At 58.2% G+C, this 21,416-nt stretch carries 17 protein-coding genes; 2 read left to right on the top strand and 15 right to left on the bottom strand.

The window, feature by feature from the left end; genetic code table 11:
* Positions 1–5: 5 nt before the first annotated feature.
* From EL26_RS05025 to EL26_RS23465, 15 genes are all read right to left on the bottom strand, one after another.
* Positions 6–974, bottom strand: a complete 969-nt coding sequence (locus EL26_RS05025) for an ABC transporter permease (RefSeq protein WP_038085241.1) — start codon at positions 972–974, stop codon at positions 6–8.
* Positions 971–2,029, bottom strand: a complete 1,059-nt coding sequence (locus tag EL26_RS05020) for an ABC transporter permease (RefSeq protein ID WP_038085483.1) — start codon at positions 2,027–2,029, stop codon at positions 971–973. Before EL26_RS05020 ends, EL26_RS05025 begins: the two co-directional genes overlap by 4 nt.
* A gap of 14 nt (positions 2,030–2,043) precedes the next feature.
* Complete coding sequence (locus EL26_RS05015) at positions 2,044–3,567, bottom strand: ABC transporter ATP-binding protein (protein ID WP_173424606.1); 1,524 nt, start codon at positions 3,565–3,567, stop codon at positions 2,044–2,046.
* 82 nt (positions 3,568–3,649) lie between these two features.
* A complete protein-coding gene (locus EL26_RS05010; protein WP_038085240.1) occupies positions 3,650–4,708 on the bottom strand; it encodes a BMP family lipoprotein in 1,059 nt (352 codons plus the stop codon).
* Positions 4,709–4,848: 140 nt separating this feature from the next.
* On the bottom strand, positions 4,849–5,571 hold the full coding sequence (locus EL26_RS05005; RefSeq protein ID WP_038085238.1) for a GntR family transcriptional regulator: 723 nt from the start codon (positions 5,569–5,571) through the stop codon (positions 4,849–4,851).
* Positions 5,572–5,726: 155 nt separating this feature from the next.
* Positions 5,727–8,369: an FtsK/SpoIIIE family DNA translocase gene (locus EL26_RS05000; protein ID WP_081856985.1), complete on the bottom strand. Its 2,643-nt coding sequence runs from the start codon at positions 8,367–8,369 to the stop codon at positions 5,727–5,729.
* 180 nt (positions 8,370–8,549) lie between these two features.
* Positions 8,550–8,765, bottom strand: a complete 216-nt coding sequence (locus tag EL26_RS04995; RefSeq protein ID WP_038085236.1) for a hypothetical protein — start codon at positions 8,763–8,765, stop codon at positions 8,550–8,552.
* 45 nt (positions 8,766–8,810) lie between these two features.
* Positions 8,811–9,029, bottom strand: a complete 219-nt coding sequence (locus EL26_RS04990) for a YlzJ-like family protein (protein ID WP_038085234.1) — start codon at positions 9,027–9,029, stop codon at positions 8,811–8,813.
* On the bottom strand, positions 9,029–9,793 hold the full coding sequence (locus tag EL26_RS04985) for a ClpP family protease (RefSeq protein ID WP_420802054.1): 765 nt from the start codon (positions 9,791–9,793) through the stop codon (positions 9,029–9,031). The genes EL26_RS04990 and EL26_RS04985 overlap by 1 nt, the downstream gene beginning before the upstream one ends.
* Positions 9,794–9,941: 148 nt before the next feature.
* The gene (locus tag EL26_RS04980; RefSeq protein WP_038085225.1) at positions 9,942–11,609 is read right to left on the bottom strand and encodes a ribonuclease J; all 1,668 of its coding nucleotides are present in this window, start codon (positions 11,607–11,609) and stop codon (positions 9,942–9,944) included.
* Positions 11,610–11,738: 129 nt separating this feature from the next.
* On the bottom strand, positions 11,739–13,145 hold the full coding sequence (locus EL26_RS04975; protein ID WP_081856984.1) for an amino acid permease: 1,407 nt from the start codon (positions 13,143–13,145) through the stop codon (positions 11,739–11,741).
* A gap of 140 nt (positions 13,146–13,285) precedes the next feature.
* The gene (locus tag EL26_RS04970) at positions 13,286–15,700 is read right to left on the bottom strand and encodes a M4 family metallopeptidase (RefSeq protein WP_052036012.1); all 2,415 of its coding nucleotides are present in this window, start codon (positions 15,698–15,700) and stop codon (positions 13,286–13,288) included.
* A gap of 172 nt (positions 15,701–15,872) precedes the next feature.
* Positions 15,873–16,925, bottom strand: a complete 1,053-nt coding sequence (locus tag EL26_RS04965) for an NAD(P)H-dependent flavin oxidoreductase (RefSeq protein ID WP_038085224.1) — start codon at positions 16,923–16,925, stop codon at positions 15,873–15,875.
* 19 nt (positions 16,926–16,944) lie between these two features.
* Positions 16,945–17,871: an ABC transporter permease subunit gene (locus EL26_RS04960; protein ID WP_038085223.1), complete on the bottom strand. Its 927-nt coding sequence runs from the start codon at positions 17,869–17,871 to the stop codon at positions 16,945–16,947.
* Positions 17,868–19,997, bottom strand: coding sequence for a YceI family protein (locus EL26_RS23465; RefSeq protein ID WP_052036011.1), 2,130 nt, complete (start codon positions 19,995–19,997; stop codon positions 17,868–17,870). Before EL26_RS23465 ends, EL26_RS04960 begins: the two co-directional genes overlap by 4 nt.
* A 112-nt stretch (positions 19,998–20,109) precedes the next feature.
* Here EL26_RS23465 and EL26_RS04950 point away from each other — a divergent pair, with 112 nt between their 5' ends.
* Together EL26_RS04950 and EL26_RS04945 are read left to right on the top strand one after the other, a co-directional pair.
* The gene (locus EL26_RS04950; RefSeq protein WP_038085222.1) at positions 20,110–20,346 is read left to right on the top strand and encodes a hypothetical protein; all 237 of its coding nucleotides are present in this window, start codon (positions 20,110–20,112) and stop codon (positions 20,344–20,346) included.
* Between the two features lie 101 nt (positions 20,347–20,447).
* Entirely contained in the window at positions 20,448–21,239 is a 792-nt protein-coding gene (locus EL26_RS04945; protein ID WP_038085220.1) for a hypothetical protein, read from the top strand.
* Positions 21,240–21,416: the final 177 nt, after the last annotated feature.

The raw sequence follows: 21,416 nt of genomic DNA, 5'->3' as shown, positions 1-21,416 counted from the left end.
ACGAACTAGCGGCTGCCTTTTTCATACGGCTTGCCCGAAGCAGCCGGCGCCTCGGCGCGGCCGACAACGCCGGCGAGCGCAAGGATGGTCAGCAGGTACGGGAGTGCGTTTAAGAACTCACTCGGCACGTATTGCGTCAGACCGAGCACTTGCCCGGAGACGGCGAGAGCGGTCGCGAGGCCGAAGAACAGCGCAGCGCCCATCGCGCCGACCGGATGCCATTTGCCGAAGATCATCGCCGCCAACGCCATGAAGCCGTGACCGGAGACGGTCGAGTGCTGGAAGTTCGACGAGATGGCAATCGACAGCGTACCGCCGCCGATGCCCGCCAAGCCGCCGGAGAGGATCACGGCGATGTAGCGGACTTTGCGCACCGAAACTCCGAGGGTGTCGGCTGCTCGCGGATGTTCCCCGACGGCGCGCAGACGCAGGCCGAACGGAGTTTTGAAGAGCATCCAGTAAATCACCGCAACCAAGATAAACGCCAAGTACGAGGTCGGGTAGATCTTGAGCAGACCCGGCCCGATGATCGGGATGTCGCTCAAGAACGGGATGTTGACTTTGGTGAATACGTTTTGCACGGTCGTGGTTTGACCTGCGCCTTCGAACAGCTTCTTGACCAAAAACATCGCCACGCCGGCAGCGAAGATGTTCAACGCGACACCCGAGACCACTTGATCGGCTTTGAGGTCGATCGAAGCGACGGCATGAGGAACGGCGAAGATCATCCCGACGATCATCGCGGCGATGATGCCGAGATACGGAGCCAGCCACCCCGGCAGGCCCAGCGTTTCGCCTGTCCAGATCGTGATGACGGCAGCGGCAAACGCCCCGACGGTCATCAAACCCTCCAAACCGATGTTGACGACGCCGGATCGTTCGTTGATGACACCGCCGAGCGCCGCCAGGATCAACGGCGTCGAGAAAATGATCGTGCCGTTGAGGATGGTAATCAGCATATCTGCGAAATTCATTTTTGCGAAACCCCCTGACGACGACGGAACTTCCCGAGCAGCCAGTTGACGACTGACGCTGCTGCGACGAAGTAGATGACCATCGAGATGACGATTTGAATCGATTCGGTCGGAATGCCTTCCACCCGTTGCATGTTGTCAGCCCCGAACGACAGGCCGCCGAACAGCAAAGCGCCGAAAATAACGCCAAACGGGTTGTTGTTGCCGATCAGCGCGACGGCGATGCCGTCAAACCCGATCCCGGTAAATCCGGCCGAGATCGCCATGTTGCCGTTGACGCCCAAAACGTCGGTCGCGCCGCCGATGCCGGCCAGTGCGCCGGAGATCAGCATCGAGAGGAAAATGTTCTTGGAGACGTTCATGCCGGCGTACTCCGCCGCGTGCGGGTTGAAACCGACGGCGCGAAGTTCATAGCCGGTTGTCGTCTTCATGAGCAACCAGTAACACACCAGCGCGAAGATGAGCGCCAAGAGCAGGCCCCAGTTGATCCGCGCCCCTTCAAACAGGTCGGACAGCCACTGCGCTTGCAACGAAGCCGAAGGAAGAATGTCTTTGGAGCGTTCCGACGCACCGATCAGGTACGTGCGGATCGTCCAGTTTGCCGCAAACAGCGCGACGTAGTTCAACATGATCGTCGTGATGACTTCGTGCACGCCGAGGCGCGCTTTCAGCCAACCGGCGAATCCGCCGTACAGGCCGCTGGCGATCATCGCCACGAGGATGGCGACCGCCGCGTGCAGCCCGGTCGGAAGTGTCCAAAACGCGCCGACCCAAGCGGCAGCCAACTGGCCGATGATAAACTGGCCTTCGACACCGATGTTGAACAAGCCGGTGCGAAACGCGAAAGCGACCGCGAGACCCGCAAAAATCAGCGGCGTCACAGCGCGCAACGTCTCGCCCATGAAGTACATGTTGCCAAAAATCCCTTGGAAAACGGAGCTGTAGCCGACAATCGGGTTATAACCCATGAGCAGCATCAGCAACCCGCCGACGATGAGGCCCAAAATGACCGCCAACACCGGGATGAGAATCGCGTTCCAACGCGAGGTTTGCATCGAACTGATCATGGCTATTTCCCCCCTTTGCCTTTGCCGCCGCCGGCCATCATCAGACCCAGTTGATCATGGTCGGTTTCTTCCGGTTGGACGATGCCGACGATTTGGCCTTCGTAGATGACGGCGATGCGGTCGCTCACGTTCAGAATCTCGTCGAGTTCCAGCGAGATCAACAGAACCGCTTTGCCTGCGTCGCGCTGCTCGACGAGTTTTTTGTGAATGAACTCGATCGCCCCGACGTCCAGACCGCGCGTCGGTTGCGCCGCGATCAAGAGGTCCGGGTTGCGGTCCACTTCGCGGGCGATGATCCCCTTCTGCTGGTTCCCGCCGGAGAGCGCGCGGGCCGGAGTGAATTCGCTCGGCGTGCGCACGTCAAACTGCTTGATCAGTTTGCGGGCGTACTCGTAGATCGCGTTGTAGCGCAGGACGCCGCGCTTGGCAAACGGAGATTGGTAATAGGTTTGGAGCACCATGTTCTCACCGATGGTATAGTCGAGGACGAGACCGTGCTTGTGCCGGTCTTCCGGGATGTGCCCGACGCCCGCTTCCACGATCTGGCGCGTTTTTTTGTTCTCGATCGGCTTGTTGTTCAAGAGGACCGACCCGGACTTGATCTTGCGCAGACCGGTGATCGCTTCGATCAACTCCGACTGGCCGTTGCCTTCAATCCCGGCGATGCCGAGGATTTCACCCGCCCGAACTTCCAAGCTTAAACCGCGCAGTGCGTCCGCTCCCCGGTTGCCTTCGACGACGAGGTTTTGGACTTGCAGCACCGGGCCTTTCGGTTGAGCGGGGGTTTTGTCCACTTCAAACGTGACGTGGCGGCCGACCATCTTCGACGCGAGGTCGTCGACGTTGGTGTCCTGGATCGCGACCGAACCGATGTACTGGCCCTTGCGTATGATCGTGCAAGTGTCGCAAACCGCCATGATTTCCTTGAGTTTGTGCGTGATGAAGATGATCGTCTTGCCCTCGGAGACGAGGTTTTTCATAATCTGCATCAACTCGCCGATCTCTTGCGGGGTCAACACCGCCGTCGGCTCGTCGAAGATCAGAATCTCGGCTCCGCGATACAGCGTTTTGAGAATTTCCACGCGCTGCTGCATCCCGACGGAGATGTCGCGGATTTTCGCTTTCGGATCGACGCGCAACCCGTAGCGGTCGGAGAGTTCCTGGACTTGGCGCTCCGCCTTGCGAATGTCAATCTTGGCACCCAATTTGGGTTCCATGCCGAGGATGATGTTCTCGGTGACGGTAAAAGGCTCGACCAGCATGAAGTGCTGATGCACCATGCCGATGCCCAAGCGGTTCGCCATGTTCGGGTCGGTGATGTTCACCCGTTCTCCCCGGATGCGAATCTCGCCTTCATCCGGTTGGTAGAGCCCGAACAACGTATTCATGAGCGTGGACTTCCCTGCTCCGTTTTCCCCAAGCAGGGCGTGAATTTCACCTTTTTGTACGATTAAGTTGATGTTGTCATTTGCTGTAAAACCATTAAATCGCTTGGTGATCCCCAGCATTTCAACGACAGCCGGCACAGCATTCCCTCCCTGCAATTCCGGGTCTACTACCCAAAAACAAGGCTAGTGGTTGCTCACCAGCCTTGTTTGGGTTACGAACTTACTTGAAGTTGTTGAACTCGTCTGCGGTTGCCGGGACTTTGATCGAGCCGTCGATGATTTTCTTCTTGTAGTCGTCCATCAACGTGATCACGTCTTGCGGCGTGTTGTTTTTGGTGGTCGGAGCGTAGTCGACGCCGCCGTCCTTCAGCGAGAAGGTGCGGACGGTGCCGCCTTCGAACTTGCCGGCTTGCAGGTCTTTCGCTACATCGTATACCGCGTTGTCAACGCGCTTAACCATCGAAGACAGGGTGTTTTTCGGAGCGAGGTCGTATTGGTCGCGGTCAACCCCGATGACCCAGTAGCCTGCGCCGCGTTCTTTCGCTTCTGCGAAGACGCCGTCGCCGGTTGCGCCCGCTGCGTGGAAGATGATGTCATCGCCTTGTTGGTAGAGCTGGGACGCGAGGAGCTTCCCTTTGTCCGGCTTGTCGAACGCGTCTGCGTAGACCGCGGTGACTTGTGCGGTCGGGTCAACCGCTTTGACGCCCGCTTTGAAACCGTATTCGAACTTCTCGATCAGCGCGAACTTCACGCCGCCGACGAAGCCGACTTTGTGGGTTTTGGACATCTTCGCCGCGAGTACGCCCATCAGGAAGGAACCTTCGTTTTCGTTGAAGGTGACAGCTTCGACGTTTTTCGGGATGTCGCCGCTGAGGTCGGAGTCGATGATCGCCAGTTTGGAGTTCGGGTTGGCAAGTGCAACTTTCTTGATGTCGTCCGCCATCAGGAAGCCGATGCCCCAGGTCAGGTCGGTGTTGCCGCCCTTGACGAACGAGTTCAGGTTCGGCGTGTAGTCTTCCGCACGCTTGGATTCTGCGACTTTCTTTTCAATCCCGAGGTCTTTGGACGCACGGTCGAGACCTTCGTTGGCCGATTGGTTGAAAGAGTTGTCGTGGATGCCGCCAACGTCGGTAACCATCGCGATGGTCATCTTCTTGCCGCCGGTGGTGCCACCTTGCGTGTTGTTGTCAGCCTTGTTGTTGGAAGTGCCGCAGCCGGCCACCAAAGAAGCAGCCATCACGGAAGTTACAGCGAGACCCATTACTTTTTTCGCATTCATCCTATTTGTCCCTCACTTTGGGTGTTTTTGGTCAGAACATCTCATCGGATTCCCGATGCAAGGTATGTACTGAAAGTAGGTTTCCCATTGCTTGCCGATTTCTTGCGTAAAGTTTCTTGCATGAGTTCGATGAGTCCGCGCTACGGACGACGGCGCAACACATGGAAATGGAACGTATCCGTACGGAAGTAGTTGGATGACAGCAGCACAGGTTGATCGTGAACGTCAAAGTGCAACTGCTCCAGCAAGAGCAGCGCTTCTCCCGGACGCACGCCGAGTAACGCGAAAACGCTGTCATGATGCGCGACAGGTTTGATTTCCGTCTGCGCATACGCGATCGGATGACCCGATGCTTCCAACAACTCGAACAGGGAACCGCTGAATCCCTTCCACCCCTGACGAAGCATCCGGGTTGGGATGCGGTCTTCGCAATAGACGACAGGATCACCGTCAGCGGTGCGGATGCGCGTCATGAAGTAAATCTGTTCGCGTTCGCTGAGGCTGAGCCGGTCGCGATCCTCCTCCGAGGGCAGCATCTCCCGGACCTGCTTCTCGATGGTTCCCGGCACTCGGTTGGCCCGTTCGATCCACTCGGTCACACTGAACAGTTGCTCGATGCCCGCCCGCACGACAGAACGGTCTGCCAGGAACGTGCCGACGCCGTGACGGCGCACGACCACGCCTTCTTCCTCCAACACGCGCAGGGCTTCGCGAAGCGTGGCCCGCGAGACGCCGAATTGCTTGGCGAGTTCAAATTCGGAGGGCAATCGGGTGCCGGGTGTCCATTCCCCGTTGCTCATCAGTTCCTTCACGCGATCGATAACCAGCATGTACAGAGGACGAGTGTCCTGACGAATATTCACATGAACCTCCTTGGTCAGATGTCTGACACCATACCTATTCTACAAGTTTCGACCCGTTCACGCCAGAACTTTTTGGCACATTTACAAAATCTCAATGCTGAAAACACAATCTTTACCACCTGAGTGATATTCTCGCAAAAAAAGCGACTTCCGATTCATTCGGAAGTCGCACCATGTTGTTGCATCATCGCCCATTGGTCGCGGGTGACGCGCACTTCGCGCGGTTTGCTGCCTTCAAACGGCCCGACAAACCCGCGGTCTTCCATTTGGTCGACCAGCCGCGCGGCGCGGGCATAGCCGACTTTGAGCTTGCGTTGGAGCAAGGAAACGGACGCTTGCTGCGTCTCGACGATCAGCGTGACCGCGTCGTAGAACAGATCGTCCAGATCTTCGTCGCCCCCGCCCTTCTCGTCGTCGTTGCTCGGCCCGCTGAGGTCAACGGTGTAGTTCGCTTCGCCCTGTGCTTTGGCGTAGGAGACGACCCGTTCGACTTCCGCGTCGGAGAGGAACGCCCCTTGCACGCGAACCGGTTTGGACGCACCGACCGGCAGATAAAGCATGTCGCCGCGCCCGAGCAGTTTTTCGGCTCCGGAGCCGTCGAGAATCGTGCGCGAGTCCACTTGCGAGGAAACGGCGAACGCGATACGCGACGGGATGTTCGCTTTGATGACGCCGGTGATGACGTCGACCGACGGGCGCTGTGTCGCGATGATCATATGGATGCCGGCGGCGCGCGCCATCTGCGCCAAGCGGCAAATCGCGTCTTCCACGTCCCCCGGCGCGACCATCATCAGGTCGGCCAACTCGTCGACGATGACGACGATGTACGGGAGCGGTTGGGCGCCCTTCTCGATCATCATCGCGTTGTAGCCGTCCATGTTGCGCATGCCGGTCTTGGAGAACAGCTCGTAGCGGTGTTCCATCTCCGCGACGACTTTTTTGAGCGCGTACGCCGCCCGGCGCGGGTCGGTGACGACCGGAGCCATCAGGTGCGGAATGCCGTTGTAGACGTTCAACTCGACCATCTTCGGATCGACCATGATGAATTTGACTTCCGAGGGCTTGGCTTTGTACAGAATCGACGTGATGATCCCGTTGACGCAAACCGATTTCCCGGAGCCGGTCGCCCCCGCGACCAACACGTGCGGCATCTTGGCGAGGTTGCCGACGATCGGCTGCCCGGAGATGTCGCGGCCGAGCACGACGCTCAGTTTGTTGTCGCTTTGCAAAAACTCCGGCGTCTCCAACACTTCGCGCAGGGTGACGACGGCGACTTCCGAGTTCGGCACTTCGATGCCGACTGCCGACTTGCCGGGGATCGGCGCTTCAATCCGAATGTCCTTGGCGGCGAGCGCCAGCGCGATGTCGTCCGCGAGGTTGACGATCTTGGACACTTTAACGCCGGTCGCCGGTTGCACTTCGTACTGCGTGACGGTCGGGCCGATCTGCGCATTGACGACTTTGACTTGCACGCCGAAGCTCTCAAACGTCTGCTCCAGTTTGAGGGCGTTCGACTTCACGGCTTTGATCCCGACGCGGGCAGGCCCGTTTTTGGGCAAATCGAGCAGAGAGAGCGGCGGGATCTCGTAGTGATCTTCCACCGCCGGGGTGAAGTCGATCTTCACGTCCTCCGGCTGTGCTTCGCCCGGCACTCCGCGCACCGGCTTGACGGACGGCATGGAGGGAGTCGATGCGGGCGCTTCCTTCGGCTTGGCGAACGGCTCGCTTGGGAACTGCACTTTGATCTGCGGCGAGTCCGGCACTTGGACGAAGCGCGGCAGTTCGATCGACGGCGAGCCTTCTGCGCCTGCCGGTTCGCTTGTCTCCCACTCTTGCTCGCGGATCAGTTGGTCGGCAAAGCTGCGCACGGTGAAGCCGAGGTCGTCGCTTCCCGCTTGCGGCTCGGCAGGCGTTGCCGATGCAAACACCGCTTCCTTCGCACCGGTTTGTGCCTCGACAGCGTGTTCGTCTTCGTGCTCGTCCCAAGGCGGGGTGTCAAACAGCGAGACGACGTTGCCCGGCGCTTTTGCTTTCGCTTTTGGATCGGACTTGTCGGAACGGGCTTGCTCCGCGGCGCGCTCCGCTTTCTCCTCGCGGCGGGCTTCTTTCTTCTCCCGCAACAGGCTCGGCCACTCGCGCAGAGCTTCCCACGTTCCCGCCATGCGCTTCGCCGCTTTGTTTTTGCCGTTTCCAAGCGTCACGACGAGCGAGCGCTTGGTGAACAGCAAGATCGAGATCAAACCGCCGACGAGCAACACGAACAGAGTGCCCGCCGTGTCGAACAGCCAATGCGTGGACATGAACACGACGTAGCCGGTCAGACCGCCGCCGGCGGAAGGTTTGGGCATGACTTTCCCCGTCTGTCCGACCGGCACAGAAGTGTTAAACTCCGCCTGTTTGTTGATGCGGTCCAGCGTGACGCTCCACATGTTCGGCGGTTCCTTAAAATGCGCTTTGTTCAAATCGTCATACAGATTCAGATGCGACCACGTCAAGATCACGACCAAAAACAGCGCGATCCCCCATTGCCGCGCGTTCATCTTCAACCGCTTGCGGTAGATCATCAGATAGAGCGCCGAGTAGATCATGTACCACTCCAGCAACCAGTCGAAATTGCCGCCCAGCAAGATGAACACATAGTCGATCGTGCGTCCCACCCAGCCGGATGCCGCCAACCCTAAGATCGCCGCCGCGATCAGGGAGAGGCCGATGATTTCGTACTTGAGGAAGTTTTTGGCCTGGTCGATCTTGCTCGCGCCTTGGTCTTTCGGTTTGGGTTTCGGTTTTGCTCTTGCCATAGTTTCGCTCCGTTCTTAGAAACTTACCATCTAAAAGTTTCTCCGATTTCCTCCGATTTCCTTCCCTTCGTATGAAAAAAACACCCCTCCCAAACTGAACTCTATTAATTAAGGAAGTGATACAGTAAAAAACCCTTGTCCGCATCGACAAGGGTTCTTCGCAGAAAGTTCGATTCAGTATTATTCGATGACCAAAATTCGGGAAACCGGCACCGGCACGGGTGCTCCGTCAAGAGGCTGCACTTGCACCACGTCCGGCGTGTTCGTGGAGACGATGCGCCCCGTGACCGTTTGCAGACCTTCCGATTCCGCGAGGTGCGGTTTGTTGTTGGAGAGCGTGATGTTCACCGTTTGCCCGCTGTCCAGCACTTCCCGCAGTTTCGATTCTGTCGACATCTCTGTCCCTCCCTTCGCTGGATCAGGTTGACTGGATCAAGTTGACTAGATCAGGTTGACAATCTGCCCCGGTTGAAACGCCGGGTTCAAGTACGAATCCGGTTTCGGGCACAGCAAGCGGACGATCCTGCCTTGGCCCGGTTTGTCGGCGAGCGGCTCGACCACCATCTTCACGCCTTGCACGTCTCGTTCCACCCAGTTGTATTGAACCGTATCCATGCCTTCAAAAACGAATTCCTCCGGCACGATGGACCAGATCAACATCACTGGATCACCTCTTTTTTGTAGATGCCTTCACGGTAATTCCCGATCATTTCGTTGAGCTTCTTGAGTGCTTGCCCGATGCCGCCGATTTCGTTGATCAGCCCGTACTTGACGGCATCTCGCCCTACGACCGTCGTGCCGATGTCACGCGCCAACTCGCCGGTTTTGAGCATCAGTTCACGGAACTGGTCTTCCGTCACGTTCGAATGAGTGGTGACGAAGCGAATCACGCGCTCTTGCATTTTTTCCATGTACTCAAACGATTGCGGAACGCCGATCACGAGTCCGGTCAAGCGAATCGGGTGAATCGTCATCGTCGCGGTATCGGCGATAAACGAGTAGTCCGACGCGGTGGCGATCGGCACCCCGATGGAGTGCCCGCCGCCCAGCACCAACGTGACGGTCGGTTTGCTCAACGACGAGATCATCTCCGCCAACGCCAGCCCGGCCTCGACATCGCCGCCGACGGTGTTCAAGATGATCAGAACGCCTTCGATTTTTTTATCTTGTTCCGCAGCGACCAGTTGCGGAATGATGTGTTCGTACTTGGTGGTTTTGTTCTGCGGCGGAAGCACGACGTGCCCCTCCACTTGCCCGATCACCGAGATGCAATAGATGTTCGAAGCCCCTGTGTCCGGAACGGACGGGGTGCCGAGCGCTTCAATGTTGTCAGCCGGTCCTTTGCCGATCGGAAGGTCCATCGGCGGCATGCCCGGCGGCGGGGATTGCGGCGCAACCGGAGGAATGCCCGGCGGCATGTCCATCTTCCCATTCAACCATTCTTGCATGTGACCACTCTCCTCATCGTTCTCCTCCGTAGTATGACCACCTCCCCCCTGTCTATGCGAAATCGTACCCTGCAAAAAAGTCCCGACCCTCCGGAGAGGATCAGGACTTTACGCAATTGTTTGATTAGACTTCCATGATGATCGGCAGGATCATCGGACGGCGGCGGGTCTGCTCGTAGAGGAAACGGCTGAGCGCGTCGCGCACGCCGGTCTTGAGCGAAGACCATTCGCTGACGTTTTCGGACACCATGCGCTGCAAGGTGTTCGTGACGATCTTGTTCGCTTCTTCCAGCAGTTGCTCGGACTCGCGGACGTAGACGAAGCCGCGCGAGATGATGTCCGGACCGGAAAGAATCGTGCCGTCCGTTTTGGAGAGCGTGACCACGACGACGAGGATGCCGTCTTGCGAGAGCAGTTTGCGGTCGCGCAGGACGATGTTGCCGACGTCGCCGACGCCGAGACCGTCGATCAAAACGGTGCCGGACGGAACTTTCGCGCCGATGCGGGCTTTGCCGTTTTGCAGTTCGATCTGGTCGCCGATGTCCACGATGAAGCAGTTGTCCGGGTCGACGCCGGTGCCGACTGCGAGTTCGATGTGCTTCTTGAGCATGCGGTACTCGCCGTGGACCGGGATGAAGTACTTCGGACGCACCAGCGAGAGCATCAACTTCAGCTCTTCTTGGGAAGCGTGACCGGAGACGTGAACGCCGGAAACCGATTGGTAGATGACTTTCGCGCCGATGCGGAACAGTTGGTCGATCGTGCGCGAGACGTATTTTTCGTTGCCAGGGATCGGGGAAGACGCGATGATGACGGTGTCACCCGGCATGATCTCGACTTTGCGGTGCGTCGCGCGCGCCATGCGGGTCAGCGCGGACATCGCTTCGCCTTGCGAACCGGTCGAGAGGATGACGACTTTGTCAGCCGGGAGTTTGTTGATGTCGTCTGCGTCGATCAGCGTGCCCTTGGCAACGTTCAAGTAGCCCAGTTCAATCGCCACGTTGATGTTGTTGACCATCGAGCGGCCGACGACAGCCACTTTGCGGCCGAACTTCTCAGCGGATTCGAAAACTTGTTGAATCCGGTGCAAGTTGGACGCGAACGTCGCGAGGATGATGCGGCGGTCCGCTTGGCGGAACGCGTCGTCGATCGTTTGACCGACCACTCGCTCGGACATCGTGAAGCCCGGGCGCTCTGCGTTGGTGGAGTCGGACAGCATCGCGAGGACGCCCTTCTCCCCGAGAGCCGCCAGCATGTACATGTCGGCATGCTGCCCGTCAACCGGCGTGAAGTCGAATTTGAAGTCGCCGGTGTGCACGATGATCCCTTCCGGCGTGTCGATCGCAAACCCGACCGTGTCCGGGATGGAGTGGTTGTTCAGGAACGGAGTGACGGTGAAGACGCCCGCTTTGATGCCCACGCGCGGGGAGATGGTGATGAGCTTGGTGACATCGAGGAGATTGTGCTCCCGCAGCTTGCCCTCAACCAACCCCAGAGTCAGTCGGGTGGCGTACACAGGAACGTTGATGTGCTTCAGAAAGTACGGGAGTCCCCCGATATGGTCTTCGTGACCGTGCGTGAGGAAGACACCGCGGATTTTGTTCTTGTTCTCGATCAAGTAGGTGATGTCCGGGATGACGATGTCAATGCCGAGCATCTCCTCTTCCGGAAACTTGAGACCCGTGTCCACCACGATGATGTCATTGCCAAATACGTAAGCCGTCATATTCTTGCCGATTTCCCCAACGCCGCCCAACGGGATGATCGACAATTTGTTGTTCGTCTTGCTCAAATCTACACCTCCATTATAAAAAAAGCCGTATTCCAAACCTTGTCCTAGTTCGTGTCACCAGAAACCCGTACCAGTCACTTGGTAAATATTATACATGAACACCCTTGTCGTTACAAGAGAACCTTACCGCTAGTATTTCCGCGCCGTGCGCCCCTTACTACTCCACCCCAAGTACGACAAACAAACGACGGCGATGATTCCGGCGGCAAAGTACGCGCCCATCCGGAAGTCCGGCACCCAAAGCGACATCGCCGCCAGCACGACGATGGCGAACATCGTCACAAACGCCCCGGCCTTCCCCCAGATCAAGTTGGAGTGGAACGTTTCGTCGGCGCGCTTCTTTTTCCGCCAGGCGAGATAAGTGGTCAAGTTCAAACTCCAATTGAGGAACGTGAAGTACGACGAAGCCGACACGAGATAGTTGAACAGACTCGACGGCATCACGTACGAACTGCCGACCACAACGAGCGCCGCTCCCCCGACCACCAGCCACGCGTTGCGGTACAGCCCGCCGCCTGTGCGGTTTTGGAACGCATGAGGCGCTTTCTGTCCTTCGGCAAGGGACACGAGCATCTGCATGGTGGAGTAAAACGTCGCCGCCATCACCGAAAACGCGGCGACGAGGATGACGGCGTTCATCACGCTTGCCGCCACTCCGTGCCCTCCTGCCGTCAACGCTTGCACAAATGGAGATTTGTCCGTGTAGACGGAGCTCCAATGCGTCAACGACACCAGCACCAGCATCGAGACGGCGTACAGCGCGATGATGCCAACCGTCAAATAGACGGCGGCGCGGGGAATGTCCCGCTTGGGGTGCTGCGCTTCGGAGGACGCCATCGCGACCGCTCCGATGCCGGAGAAGCAAAACAAGACGACCAGCATCGACTGCAGCAACCCGGAAACCCCGGTTGGAAAAAACGCCCCCGTCCCGGAGAACGGCGTCGGCGACACCAACGCCCCTTGGCGGACGATCGCGTACGTTCCCAGCGCGATAAACCCCAACAACGCCAACACTTTGACCGCGCCGAGCACCGTCTCGATGCGCCCGAAATTCTGCACGCCGAGCGCATTCAAGCCCACCACCGCCAGCGTGAAGAGCAAGGAGAGCAGCGGCGTGGGAACGTGCGGCAACCACAAGTGTGCAAACACGCCCATCGCCAGCGCTTCCGAGCCCAAGCCCAATACCCCCGATGCAAAAACGACCCAGCCGATCAGATAGCCGAAAAACGGACCGAGCAGCTGTTCCGCATAGACGCGAAACGAACCGTGCGCCAAACGGTTGACGTTGATGGTCGTCATCGCGCCGAGCACTTGCATCATGATCAGGCCGCCCAGCACAAACGCGAGCGTCACCGACGGGCCCGCTTCGTGAACGGCGAGTCCGGAACCGAGAAAAAACCCCGCTCCGATGATGCCGCCAATCCCGATTCCGGCAAGAGAAACCGCGTTCAATCCCTTGACGTCCGCCGACCCGCGGACATTGGCACCGCTGCCGTCAAGCGGGGATTTGACGGGCGGCTTTCGAGTTTTCTCCATGCCATCCCTCCTCACGCAAGATGTTGTTTGATTTACTATGTCCGACAAAGTATCTTTATATAGAAAAAACGCAATCAAAAAAGCCGCTCTCGACTTCCAAACGGAAGCGGGAGCGGCTTTTCGATTGATCGATTTTGAACTTACAGACCTTGGATCGGGTAGACCGGGGAGACGGTGCCGGTCACCAGCGGAGTCGCCGAGAAGTACGCCACCTGGTCGATCGAGTAGCCCCATGCGGTGACGGAGGCGTCGGACGTGAGTTGCGACGAGATCGTGTCGCCGTCGACATAGACCCAGAACGCAGCTTGCGTGCCGCTGTAGGAGTATTTCACAGTGCCTGCTTTGTCTTTGATTTTGACAAAGTCGTAGCCGGATTCGGTTTCAAAGCGCGAGAAGTGCAGGCCGACTTTGGTTGCGCCGGTTTTGGTGTAAGAGTGCACCGGACCGGTGTACGAGTTGGTGTACGGGTGCGGAGTGTCGAACGCTTTGGTCTCGTAGTACCACGTGCCAACAGGAGCCACGGTCGGATAGTTCACGGTCAGCGAGTACGCCGAGGTGCTGTTTGCGCCGCTGTAGCCGATGACTTTCACGTAGTACGTGCCGGGTGCCGATGCGCTGTAGGCGATCGACTCGGAGGTCGTGCCGCCGTTGATCGACTTCGAAAGCTGCGTGCCCGCCGCATCGTACAGATACAAGTCGTAGTCTTTCGGCAAGTTGGTCAGCGAGGCGTTGATGGTGCCGGAATCAGCCGTCGTGAATTTGAACCAGTCGACGTCGGAGCTCGAAGAGATGTACCCGTTATAAGCGGTGCCGGACGTGATCGGACCGTATGCCGTCGCTTGGGTGTCGTTCGGCTCGTAAGGGTCGTTCGGAGGCGGAACCGGAGCCCCGACGCCGACGTTGTTCCACGCGTTGGTAACTGCGGTCACTTCGGTGGAGTTCGCGCCAAACAGGTCGGTCGCCGCTTGAATCGTCGCTTGACGAGCATCGGAGAATTGCGAGGATGCGGTCATATATTGGGTCAGCGCGCGGTACCAGACTTTCCCCGCGTTGTCACGGGTGACGCCCGGCGTGGTGACGAAGTTGTAGAACGCTTTGTTCGGGATGCCGGAGTTGGTGTGCACGCCGCCGTTGTCGGACGAAGTGTTCACATAGTTCGCCATGTTGTCCGGATCGCCGTACGCGGTCGGGTTGGACATCGAACGCAACGCGTCGCCCGGGGTGTTCGGGGTGTAGATGTCTTCACCGACCAACCAGAGATCGTCCGGCTTGTTCTCGATCAGGTTGCCCATGACGTCCGACCAGGACTCGTTGAGCGCGCCGGATTGGTACGAATAGGTCAAGTTCGCCGTGCGCTCGGTGACGCCGTGCGAAATTTCGTGACCGACAACGTCGAGGCCGCCGGAGAAAGCGATGAACGTGGTGCCGTCGCCGTCGCCGTAGACCATTTGCGTGCCGTTCCAGAACGCGTTGTTGTACTTGGTGCTGTAATGAACCGTTTGTTTCATCGTGCCGCCCGCGTTGTCAAACGAGTTGCGGCCGAGTTTGTTGTAGTAGTAATCGTAGACGACGCCCGCGTAGTAGTGCGCGTCAACCGCAGCCGGGTCGTTCCAGGTGTTGTCGTTGCTGGTCAACAGCGTGCCCGGCAAGGTCGTGCCGTTTTTCGCGGTGTAGGTTTCGATTTTGCCGCCGGTTGAGTACATCGGCTTGGTGATGTCGCGCATGTTGTAGGTGGTGCCGGTCGATTCGGTGTTCAAGGACTTGGTGTCGCCGAGAACGCCTTTGCCGGAACCCACGGCCGCCGCAAATTCGACTTTGTCGATTTTGTTTACGATGGAGCCGTCATGCGCGTCGACAAACACGTCCCAGTACGCCGGGGAGTCGTTTTCCAGCGTCGAGAGTTCGACGAGGTAGACGAGGTGGTACGAGTTGTCTTGCGCTTGGTAGATGTTGAGATCGGCTTTCTCGATGTCGAAGTGTTGCACATCGGTCAGGCCGGTGTCTTTTTTCGCTGCTTGGAGCGCTTGGGTGGAAGAAAGTTTGGCTTTGGTGTTCAAGCCTTTGACTTTCACTTCCGGGTCGTAGTACCCGTTGATCGTGGTTGCGTCGCCGTTTTTGTCGGCGTGCAGGATCAGTTGGTTGCCGAAGACCGGAATGCCTTTGTAGACTTGTTGGTACTTGAACATCTTGGTGTTCAAGTTGTCGGTCGATTGCACGTCGAGTTTCAACTCGTCGGCAACGGAAGACATGTCAAACAGGTCTTTGTTCTCTTCCATGATTTGCGAAGCGTCGCTCGCGTTGTTCAGTTTCTTGGCCGAGACTTTGCCGGAGACGAAGTTCGGCACGCCTTTCTTGTCGTTCCAAAGCACTTTCTCTTTGCCTTTGGAGTCGGCCGCGACTTTCGCCACCGCGCTCCCTTGTTTGAATTTCATGTCGATCGCTTTGTCTTTGCCCACACCGGCAGCCGAAGCCGAAGTGGAGCCGGCACCGGTGGTCGCCACTGCAAATACCAGTGCCGAAACAACCGCCAACGCAGTCCAACGTTTGTTGTTCATGAATGTTCCTCCCTTGTTTTTTAGAAAACGTTTTAAAAAATTGTTTCGATTGGTTATAAATATATGACAACCCAAATGAGTTGTAAAGTATTTTTCGAAAATTTTTATTACAACTTGGGAATTTCTCAAAAAAAACAACCCGTTCACCAATTTACGTGAACGGGACTGTTTTTTAAAAATGAAATTTTGCCAAGTCTTCGGCGATGCGTTTCACGAGTTCTCCTGCGGATTCGCGGCGGGAGAGACGCGTCCCCTGTCCGGCCCACATGGACATGAATTCGGTGCGGTTCTGCCTCGCCGCCGCTTGGCGGATGTCGCGGGTGAGCGCGTTTTGGATCGGATACGGCGGAAGGTCGCCGGCGTGCCGTTCCAGCTGTTCATGAAAGGCGTTGGTCAACCCGCGCGCCGGTTTGCCGGAGAATTCGCGGATCGTCGTGATCTGCTCCTCCGTGCTTTCGAGGATCGCTTGCTGGTAGTGCGGATGTGCGCCGCTCTCCACGCAGGTGAGAAACGCCGTGCCCAATTGAGCGGCCTCCGCTCCCAGCACCAGCGCGGCCGCCACCCCGCGCGCGTCCATGATGCCGCCCGCTGCGATCACCGGAATTCGGACGGCGTCGACGATTTGCGGAATCAGCGCCATCGTGCCGATCATGCCCTGCTGCCACGGCCCGGCAAACGTCCCGCGATGTCCGCCCGCTTCCATCCCCTGCCCCACGATCAGGTCGACGCCGCTTGCTTCCAGCAACAGCGCTTCACGAACGGTCGTGGCGGTGCCGCAGATCAGGATGCCCGCCTGTTTGCAGGCTTCCACCCAGCGGGCGGGCAAAAGCCCGAACGCAAACGAGAACACCGGAACGCGCTCTTCCAGCACGACCGCCATCTGCTCGTCGAACGGCTCTGCGAATTTTGTAACGGGCGCGGGGTCCGGGAGGCCGAGTTCCGTGCGGAACGGTTTCATTTTTTCCTGCATTGCGGAGATCTGCTCCGGGTCGGGCACGACCGGTTCGGTCAACAGCAGGTTGACGGCAAACGGATGCGGGGTGAGCGCGCGAATTTCGCGGATCGCGCTGCGGATCTGGTCGGCTGTCATGTATCCAGCCCCCAGAGTTCCGAGTCCGCCTGCATTGGACACCGCCGCCACCAATTGCGGGGTGGTGGAACCGCCCGCCATGCCCGCTTGGATCAGCGGAAGTTCGATGCCCAGTCGCTCTGTGATTCTCGTCATGCGCCAACATCCTCCTCGGTCAACGTCTGAGCAGCGGATTCACCCACAGGCGAAGCAACTGCGTCACAATCTTGATCGCAAAAAAGTAAATGGCCAACACCATCAGCATCACCGCCAGCAACTTCGCCATGATCGGGGAGAACGCGGCGATGCCTTGAAAAAACCACGTCACGCCGGGCAAGTTAAACAGTTTTTCGACGACGACCAGCCCGGAAGCGGCAAACGCCGCCATCTTGGGCAGCACCGTCAGCACGGAGTCGGCCGCCGGTCGCAGCACATGTTTGACAAACACGTACCCAAACGGCAAGCCCTTGCCGCGCAACGTGCGGATGTAGTCTTGGTGCAACGCTTCCCGGCACGCGTTGACCGTGTAGAGGAACAGGTACGCAGAGATCGGCAGCACGATCGTCGTGATCGGCAGGAAGTTGACCGGCTTGTTGTAGACTTCCACGACGCCGATCAAGTACGTGCCCGTCCATTGGTCGATCTTGATCGCCAGCATCTGCAGCAAGAGGATCAAGAGCAGATCCGGGATCGACGTCAGGACATTATGCCACCCGATGATCAGTTTGCGCAACCGCTCCGGCAAGAAAAACGTCAAACACCCGAACAGCATCCCGAGCGCCGTTCCGATCAGCAAGCCCGGCACGAGCACTTTGGCGGAGCGCCACGTCATCTGGGCGAGCAGTTTCAGAATGTCGGTGGAGGTGTACGCCCCGCGTACCCTCGTGCTCAGAGATCCGAGATTTCCTTGCCCGAGGTCGTGGAGGAAGCTCTTCACGTTTGTGGTGTAGGAGTCCGTGGAAAACTGAATGTGATCCGGTTCGACGAGGTTGTAAACCGTCTGCACGTCCACGTGGTTGCCCCGGTACCAATCGAGGAACAAAAAACCGAGCAGCAACAGGGCAAACGCGAGGGCCGCCGCCGTGATTCGTCTCTTGGTCATGGATGCTTCGCTCCTTCCGTTGAGGTCTGCTGCGCCCGCGGAGTGAATTCGGCGACGCCGCCGTGCAGCCAGGTGGTAAAGTACGCGCGCACGTCCGGGCCGAGCTCTTGCTCAAACAGCGAGATCAAGTCTTCGCCGTGCGCGTTTTTGTAACGGTACGTCGCGTAGTATTTCTGCAGCACGCGGTCCATCGTCTCCTGCCCCACCGCTTGGTCGAGATGGTAGAACATCAGCGAGCCTTTTTGATACGCCAGCCCGCCGTAGGTATCCCATCCGGAGAACATGTTGAGCGAGTTGGTCATGAGCTCGCCGTTTTTTTCGTATTCTTGAATGGTTTTCAAGTTCTGTTCGCGCGCGTCGATCATGCCCTTCGCTCTCATCGGGTCGTTTTCCAACAGGTAGCGGATGTTGGTGTAGTCGTTCAATCCTTCATCCAGCCACGACTCGCGAATTTGATCGGAGCCGACCGCGCTGTACCACCATTGGTGCCCCGTTTCATGGAGGACGGTGAACATGCCTTTGGGGTCTGGCGTGTTGAAATAGTCTCCGTTGATGAACACCAACCCCGGGTACTCCATGCCGCTGAAAAATCCGACCGGCACGATGTCGTACTCCGGGAACGGATAGGTGCCGTAGTGCTTGCTGAAATACTCGATCGCTTTCGTACCCGTGTCGTGCAAGAGCTGCACGTCATACGCGTTGTCCATTTTGCGCGACCACGTTTTGACGAGGACGTTGCCGATCTGCTGCTGGGTCGACGTGTAGGTGTCATCGAGCGCGACCAGCGCAAAGTCGCGGACTTGCGGTGCGGTGATCCGATAGCGGCGCAACTTGCCGTCGTCGCTGATCTCGGTGTCCGACCCGGTGCTGGCGATGCGGTAGGAGTTCGGGACGGTCACGTTGACTTCATAGTTGGCGGCCTCGCTGTAAAACGGGTCGCCGATCGGGTAGTACGGGTCGAGCCGCCACGCCGATTGTTCATACACGGCGCGAATCGGCAGCCAGTTGCCAAGCCAGATTTCGTGTTCGTTGTACGCCAAGCGCCCGGAGTTGCGCGGAACGATCAAGTGGAAGTTCAGTTTGATGTCCGCTTCGGCGTTCGGTTGCCAGTGCGACAGCGGAACTTCCAACAACGTCTTCTGGACGTGGACGGGAACTTCCTGCCCGTTGACCTCCACGCGGGAGATGTCGATCCAGCCGGGCAGATTGTATTGGTCGCCCAGCATTCGACTCCACGCGGGAGTTTTGAGGTCTTCGGTATGTTCGAATTGATTGGGGTAGAGATGAAAGTAGAGCGCGTCTTGCGGGGTGCCCGTGTCGTTTCGGGTCTGAATCTCCACGGTGCCGCTGACCGTCTGCAAGCCGGGATCGATGCTGACGTTGGCTTTGTACATCGTGGTCATGTCGGCACGCGGGTTCGGCGCCGCGTCCGGCCGGGCGCTGTCGCCCCGATCTTCCAAGATCAACTGGAGTTGTACTTGTCCGTCCGCTTCGGCGCTGAACCATCCGCTGCCCACGTCCTGCACCCCGAAGTCCGGCAGGTGCAGCGGCGCTTTCGCTTGCATCAGAATCTTGCCGTCGACAAACTTGGCTTCCGTGTCGAGTTCGACCGGCTTGGTGATGCCGTGCAGCGTGAGATTGCCCTTGAGGAGGAAGCGTTGCAGTTTTTTCGCTTCCCACTGTGTCGGCCAAGAGCCCGCGGAAAGCAGTTCGAATTTGGCTTGCGGAAATTGCGCGGCGTCGAGCACTTCGGCGCTTTGCAGCCGATGATCGCGCAGGGCGTTGCCGGAGTCGACGCCCGCGACCGCGACGGCCGCCGCCCCCTTCATATTGGCAGGCTTGGCCACATCAACGTCCCAAAATCCACTGACGTCCGGGAATTTGAAGTTGACCGACTCGCCTCCGCTTTTGATCGTCATGTACGCCGCCGATCCTTCGCTGATCGTCCAGTGCTTGTCGAGTTGCACCGCTTGCACGCGCAACCCGCCGGACGCGTTTGCCGGTTCCGGCACGCGCACGGAGAACGCCGTCGGCAAAAACGCAATCAGAATGATAAACGCAAGCATCACCGCCAACCCGAAGAGGTTGCGCGCGAAGATGCCAAAGATTCGTTTGAACAAGATCATATCGGTAGAACGCCCCCTTTCCCCTTGCTTTTGATTAGACACAATTTGACAGTCAAGGTTTCACTGTAGACAGAATTTTTGGTATACTACAAGTAAAAGGAGGTGCCCTTTTATGCACCCTCGCGGCAAATTGCACGAGTCGGAGCTGTACGTGGAGCCCTTGCCGGAAGAAGAGAGCCGCAGTCCGTTCAACAGCGTGTTGGCGCACGCCGACGCCGTCGCCGGATTTCGCACCGCCAAACACGGCGGACAGGTGAAGAAGTGGTACCGCCTGTATGCGTGGTTTTCCTTGCTGGTCTTCGTCGGCTCGATCCTCTGGACGACCGTCAAACAATTTCGTTCTATGTAACGGGGTTCGATTCCTTCGGGAGTCGAACCCTGTTTTTGGCGCGCATAAGCGGGAAGCGCTGTGGGATACTCCTGTTGTCATCCCTAGGAGGTGCCCTGCTAATGAAAAAAACAACCCTGCTCCTGCACTCGGTTCTCTGCCTGGGTCTCTTGGGAGGCCCTGCATACACCGCCGCCGCTTGGTCTTCCCCTTCGGCGACACCGCCGCCCCAAGAAGCGGTAGCAAAGCCTGTGGCGTTGACTTTCTCTCCGGCGGTAGTGGGTCGCGACATCCAACAGATCGCCGTTGCTTCCACCGCCGTTCCCTTGACGCCGGAGAAAGCGATGCGCTTGCTCCCCGCCTCCAAAAAGTTGATCAAAGCCACTCCGACCTCGCTCGGAACGGTTTTCCTGTACAGCACAAGGAAGGACTCCGAAACCCTCTACGCCGCTTTCATCTCCAAGGATAAAAACAGCCTCTACTCCCTCGGTCCCAGCGGCAGCCTCGCGTCTTCGAACTTGGAGGAAGTCAAAGTGGAGTCGCTCTTCAAGGACCACAGCCCGCTCTTGCGAATCAAGGGCGTGTGCGGGGCGAACCCGCAGGAGACGCATTATTTCTATCGGGTCGACCAAAAGCCCGTGGCATTGCTGGTGGCACAAGGACACGTCGTGACTGCCGACCTCGACAACGACGGGGTGCCGGAGTTGATCGCCTCCTCCGACATTCCGCAAGTCACCTTCGTCTACAAGTACGCAGGCGGGGGCTTCCAAGAAGCCAACCTCAACCAGCAGCTGCAAGCGGCCTCCGTTTCCTTCGACCCGAAAACCAAGAACTTCGAAGCGGTGTTCGCGGGCCAAACCGCTCCCCTTCGTTATTCCTACCAGACCGGCGGCGTCTTGCAGCCCGTTCGCTGACAGAGGCGTTTTTTTGAAAGTTGTCTGATCGGTTGCTTTTCAGTTCGATATGGAAAAACGAAAAAAGCCTGATCTCCGAAGAGATCAGGCTTTCGCTGTGTGATGCTGTTTCAGTTGGTCGGAATGCAGGGATTCGAACCCTGGACCTCACGCTCCCGAAGCGTGCGCGCTACCAAG

This window comes from Tumebacillus flagellatus (assembly GCF_000714935.1).
In the GTDB taxonomy this organism is placed as follows: domain Bacteria; phylum Bacillota; class Bacilli; order Tumebacillales; family Tumebacillaceae; genus Tumebacillus; species Tumebacillus flagellatus.
This window is presented reverse-complemented; position numbering and strand designations above follow the sequence as displayed.

Excerpts from the sequence above, each read along its gene's own strand:
- EL26_RS05025 (WP_038085241.1), bottom strand. The coding sequence starts at position 974 with ATGAATTTCGCAGATATGCTGATTACCATCCTCAACGGCACGATCATT.
- EL26_RS05020 (WP_038085483.1), bottom strand. The coding sequence starts at position 2,029 with ATGCAAACCTCGCGTTGGAACGCGATTCTCATCCCGGTGTTGGCGGTC.
- EL26_RS05010 (WP_038085240.1), bottom strand. The coding sequence starts at position 4,708 with ATGAATGCGAAAAAAGTAATGGGTCTCGCTGTAACTTCCGTGATGGCT.
- EL26_RS05000 (WP_081856985.1), bottom strand. The coding sequence starts at position 8,369 with ATGGCAAGAGCAAAACCGAAACCCAAACCGAAAGACCAAGGCGCGAGC.
- EL26_RS04995 (WP_038085236.1), bottom strand. The coding sequence starts at position 8,765 with ATGTCGACAGAATCGAAACTGCGGGAAGTGCTGGACAGCGGGCAAACG.
- EL26_RS04990 (WP_038085234.1), bottom strand. The coding sequence starts at position 9,029 with ATGTTGATCTGGTCCATCGTGCCGGAGGAATTCGTTTTTGAAGGCATG.
- EL26_RS04985 (WP_420802054.1), bottom strand. The coding sequence starts at position 9,793 with ATGGACATGCCGCCGGGCATTCCTCCGGTTGCGCCGCAATCCCCGCCG.
- EL26_RS04975 (WP_081856984.1), bottom strand. The coding sequence starts at position 13,145 with ATGGAGAAAACTCGAAAGCCGCCCGTCAAATCCCCGCTTGACGGCAGC.
- EL26_RS04970 (WP_052036012.1), bottom strand. The coding sequence starts at position 15,700 with ATGAACAACAAACGTTGGACTGCGTTGGCGGTTGTTTCGGCACTGGTA.
- EL26_RS04965 (WP_038085224.1), bottom strand. The coding sequence starts at position 16,925 with ATGACGAGAATCACAGAGCGACTGGGCATCGAACTTCCGCTGATCCAA.
- EL26_RS04960 (WP_038085223.1), bottom strand. The coding sequence starts at position 17,871 with ATGACCAAGAGACGAATCACGGCGGCGGCCCTCGCGTTTGCCCTGTTG.
- EL26_RS23465 (WP_052036011.1), bottom strand. The coding sequence starts at position 19,997 with ATGATCTTGTTCAAACGAATCTTTGGCATCTTCGCGCGCAACCTCTTC.
- EL26_RS04950 (WP_038085222.1), top strand. The coding sequence starts at position 20,110 with ATGCACCCTCGCGGCAAATTGCACGAGTCGGAGCTGTACGTGGAGCCC.
- EL26_RS04945 (WP_038085220.1), top strand. The coding sequence starts at position 20,448 with ATGAAAAAAACAACCCTGCTCCTGCACTCGGTTCTCTGCCTGGGTCTC.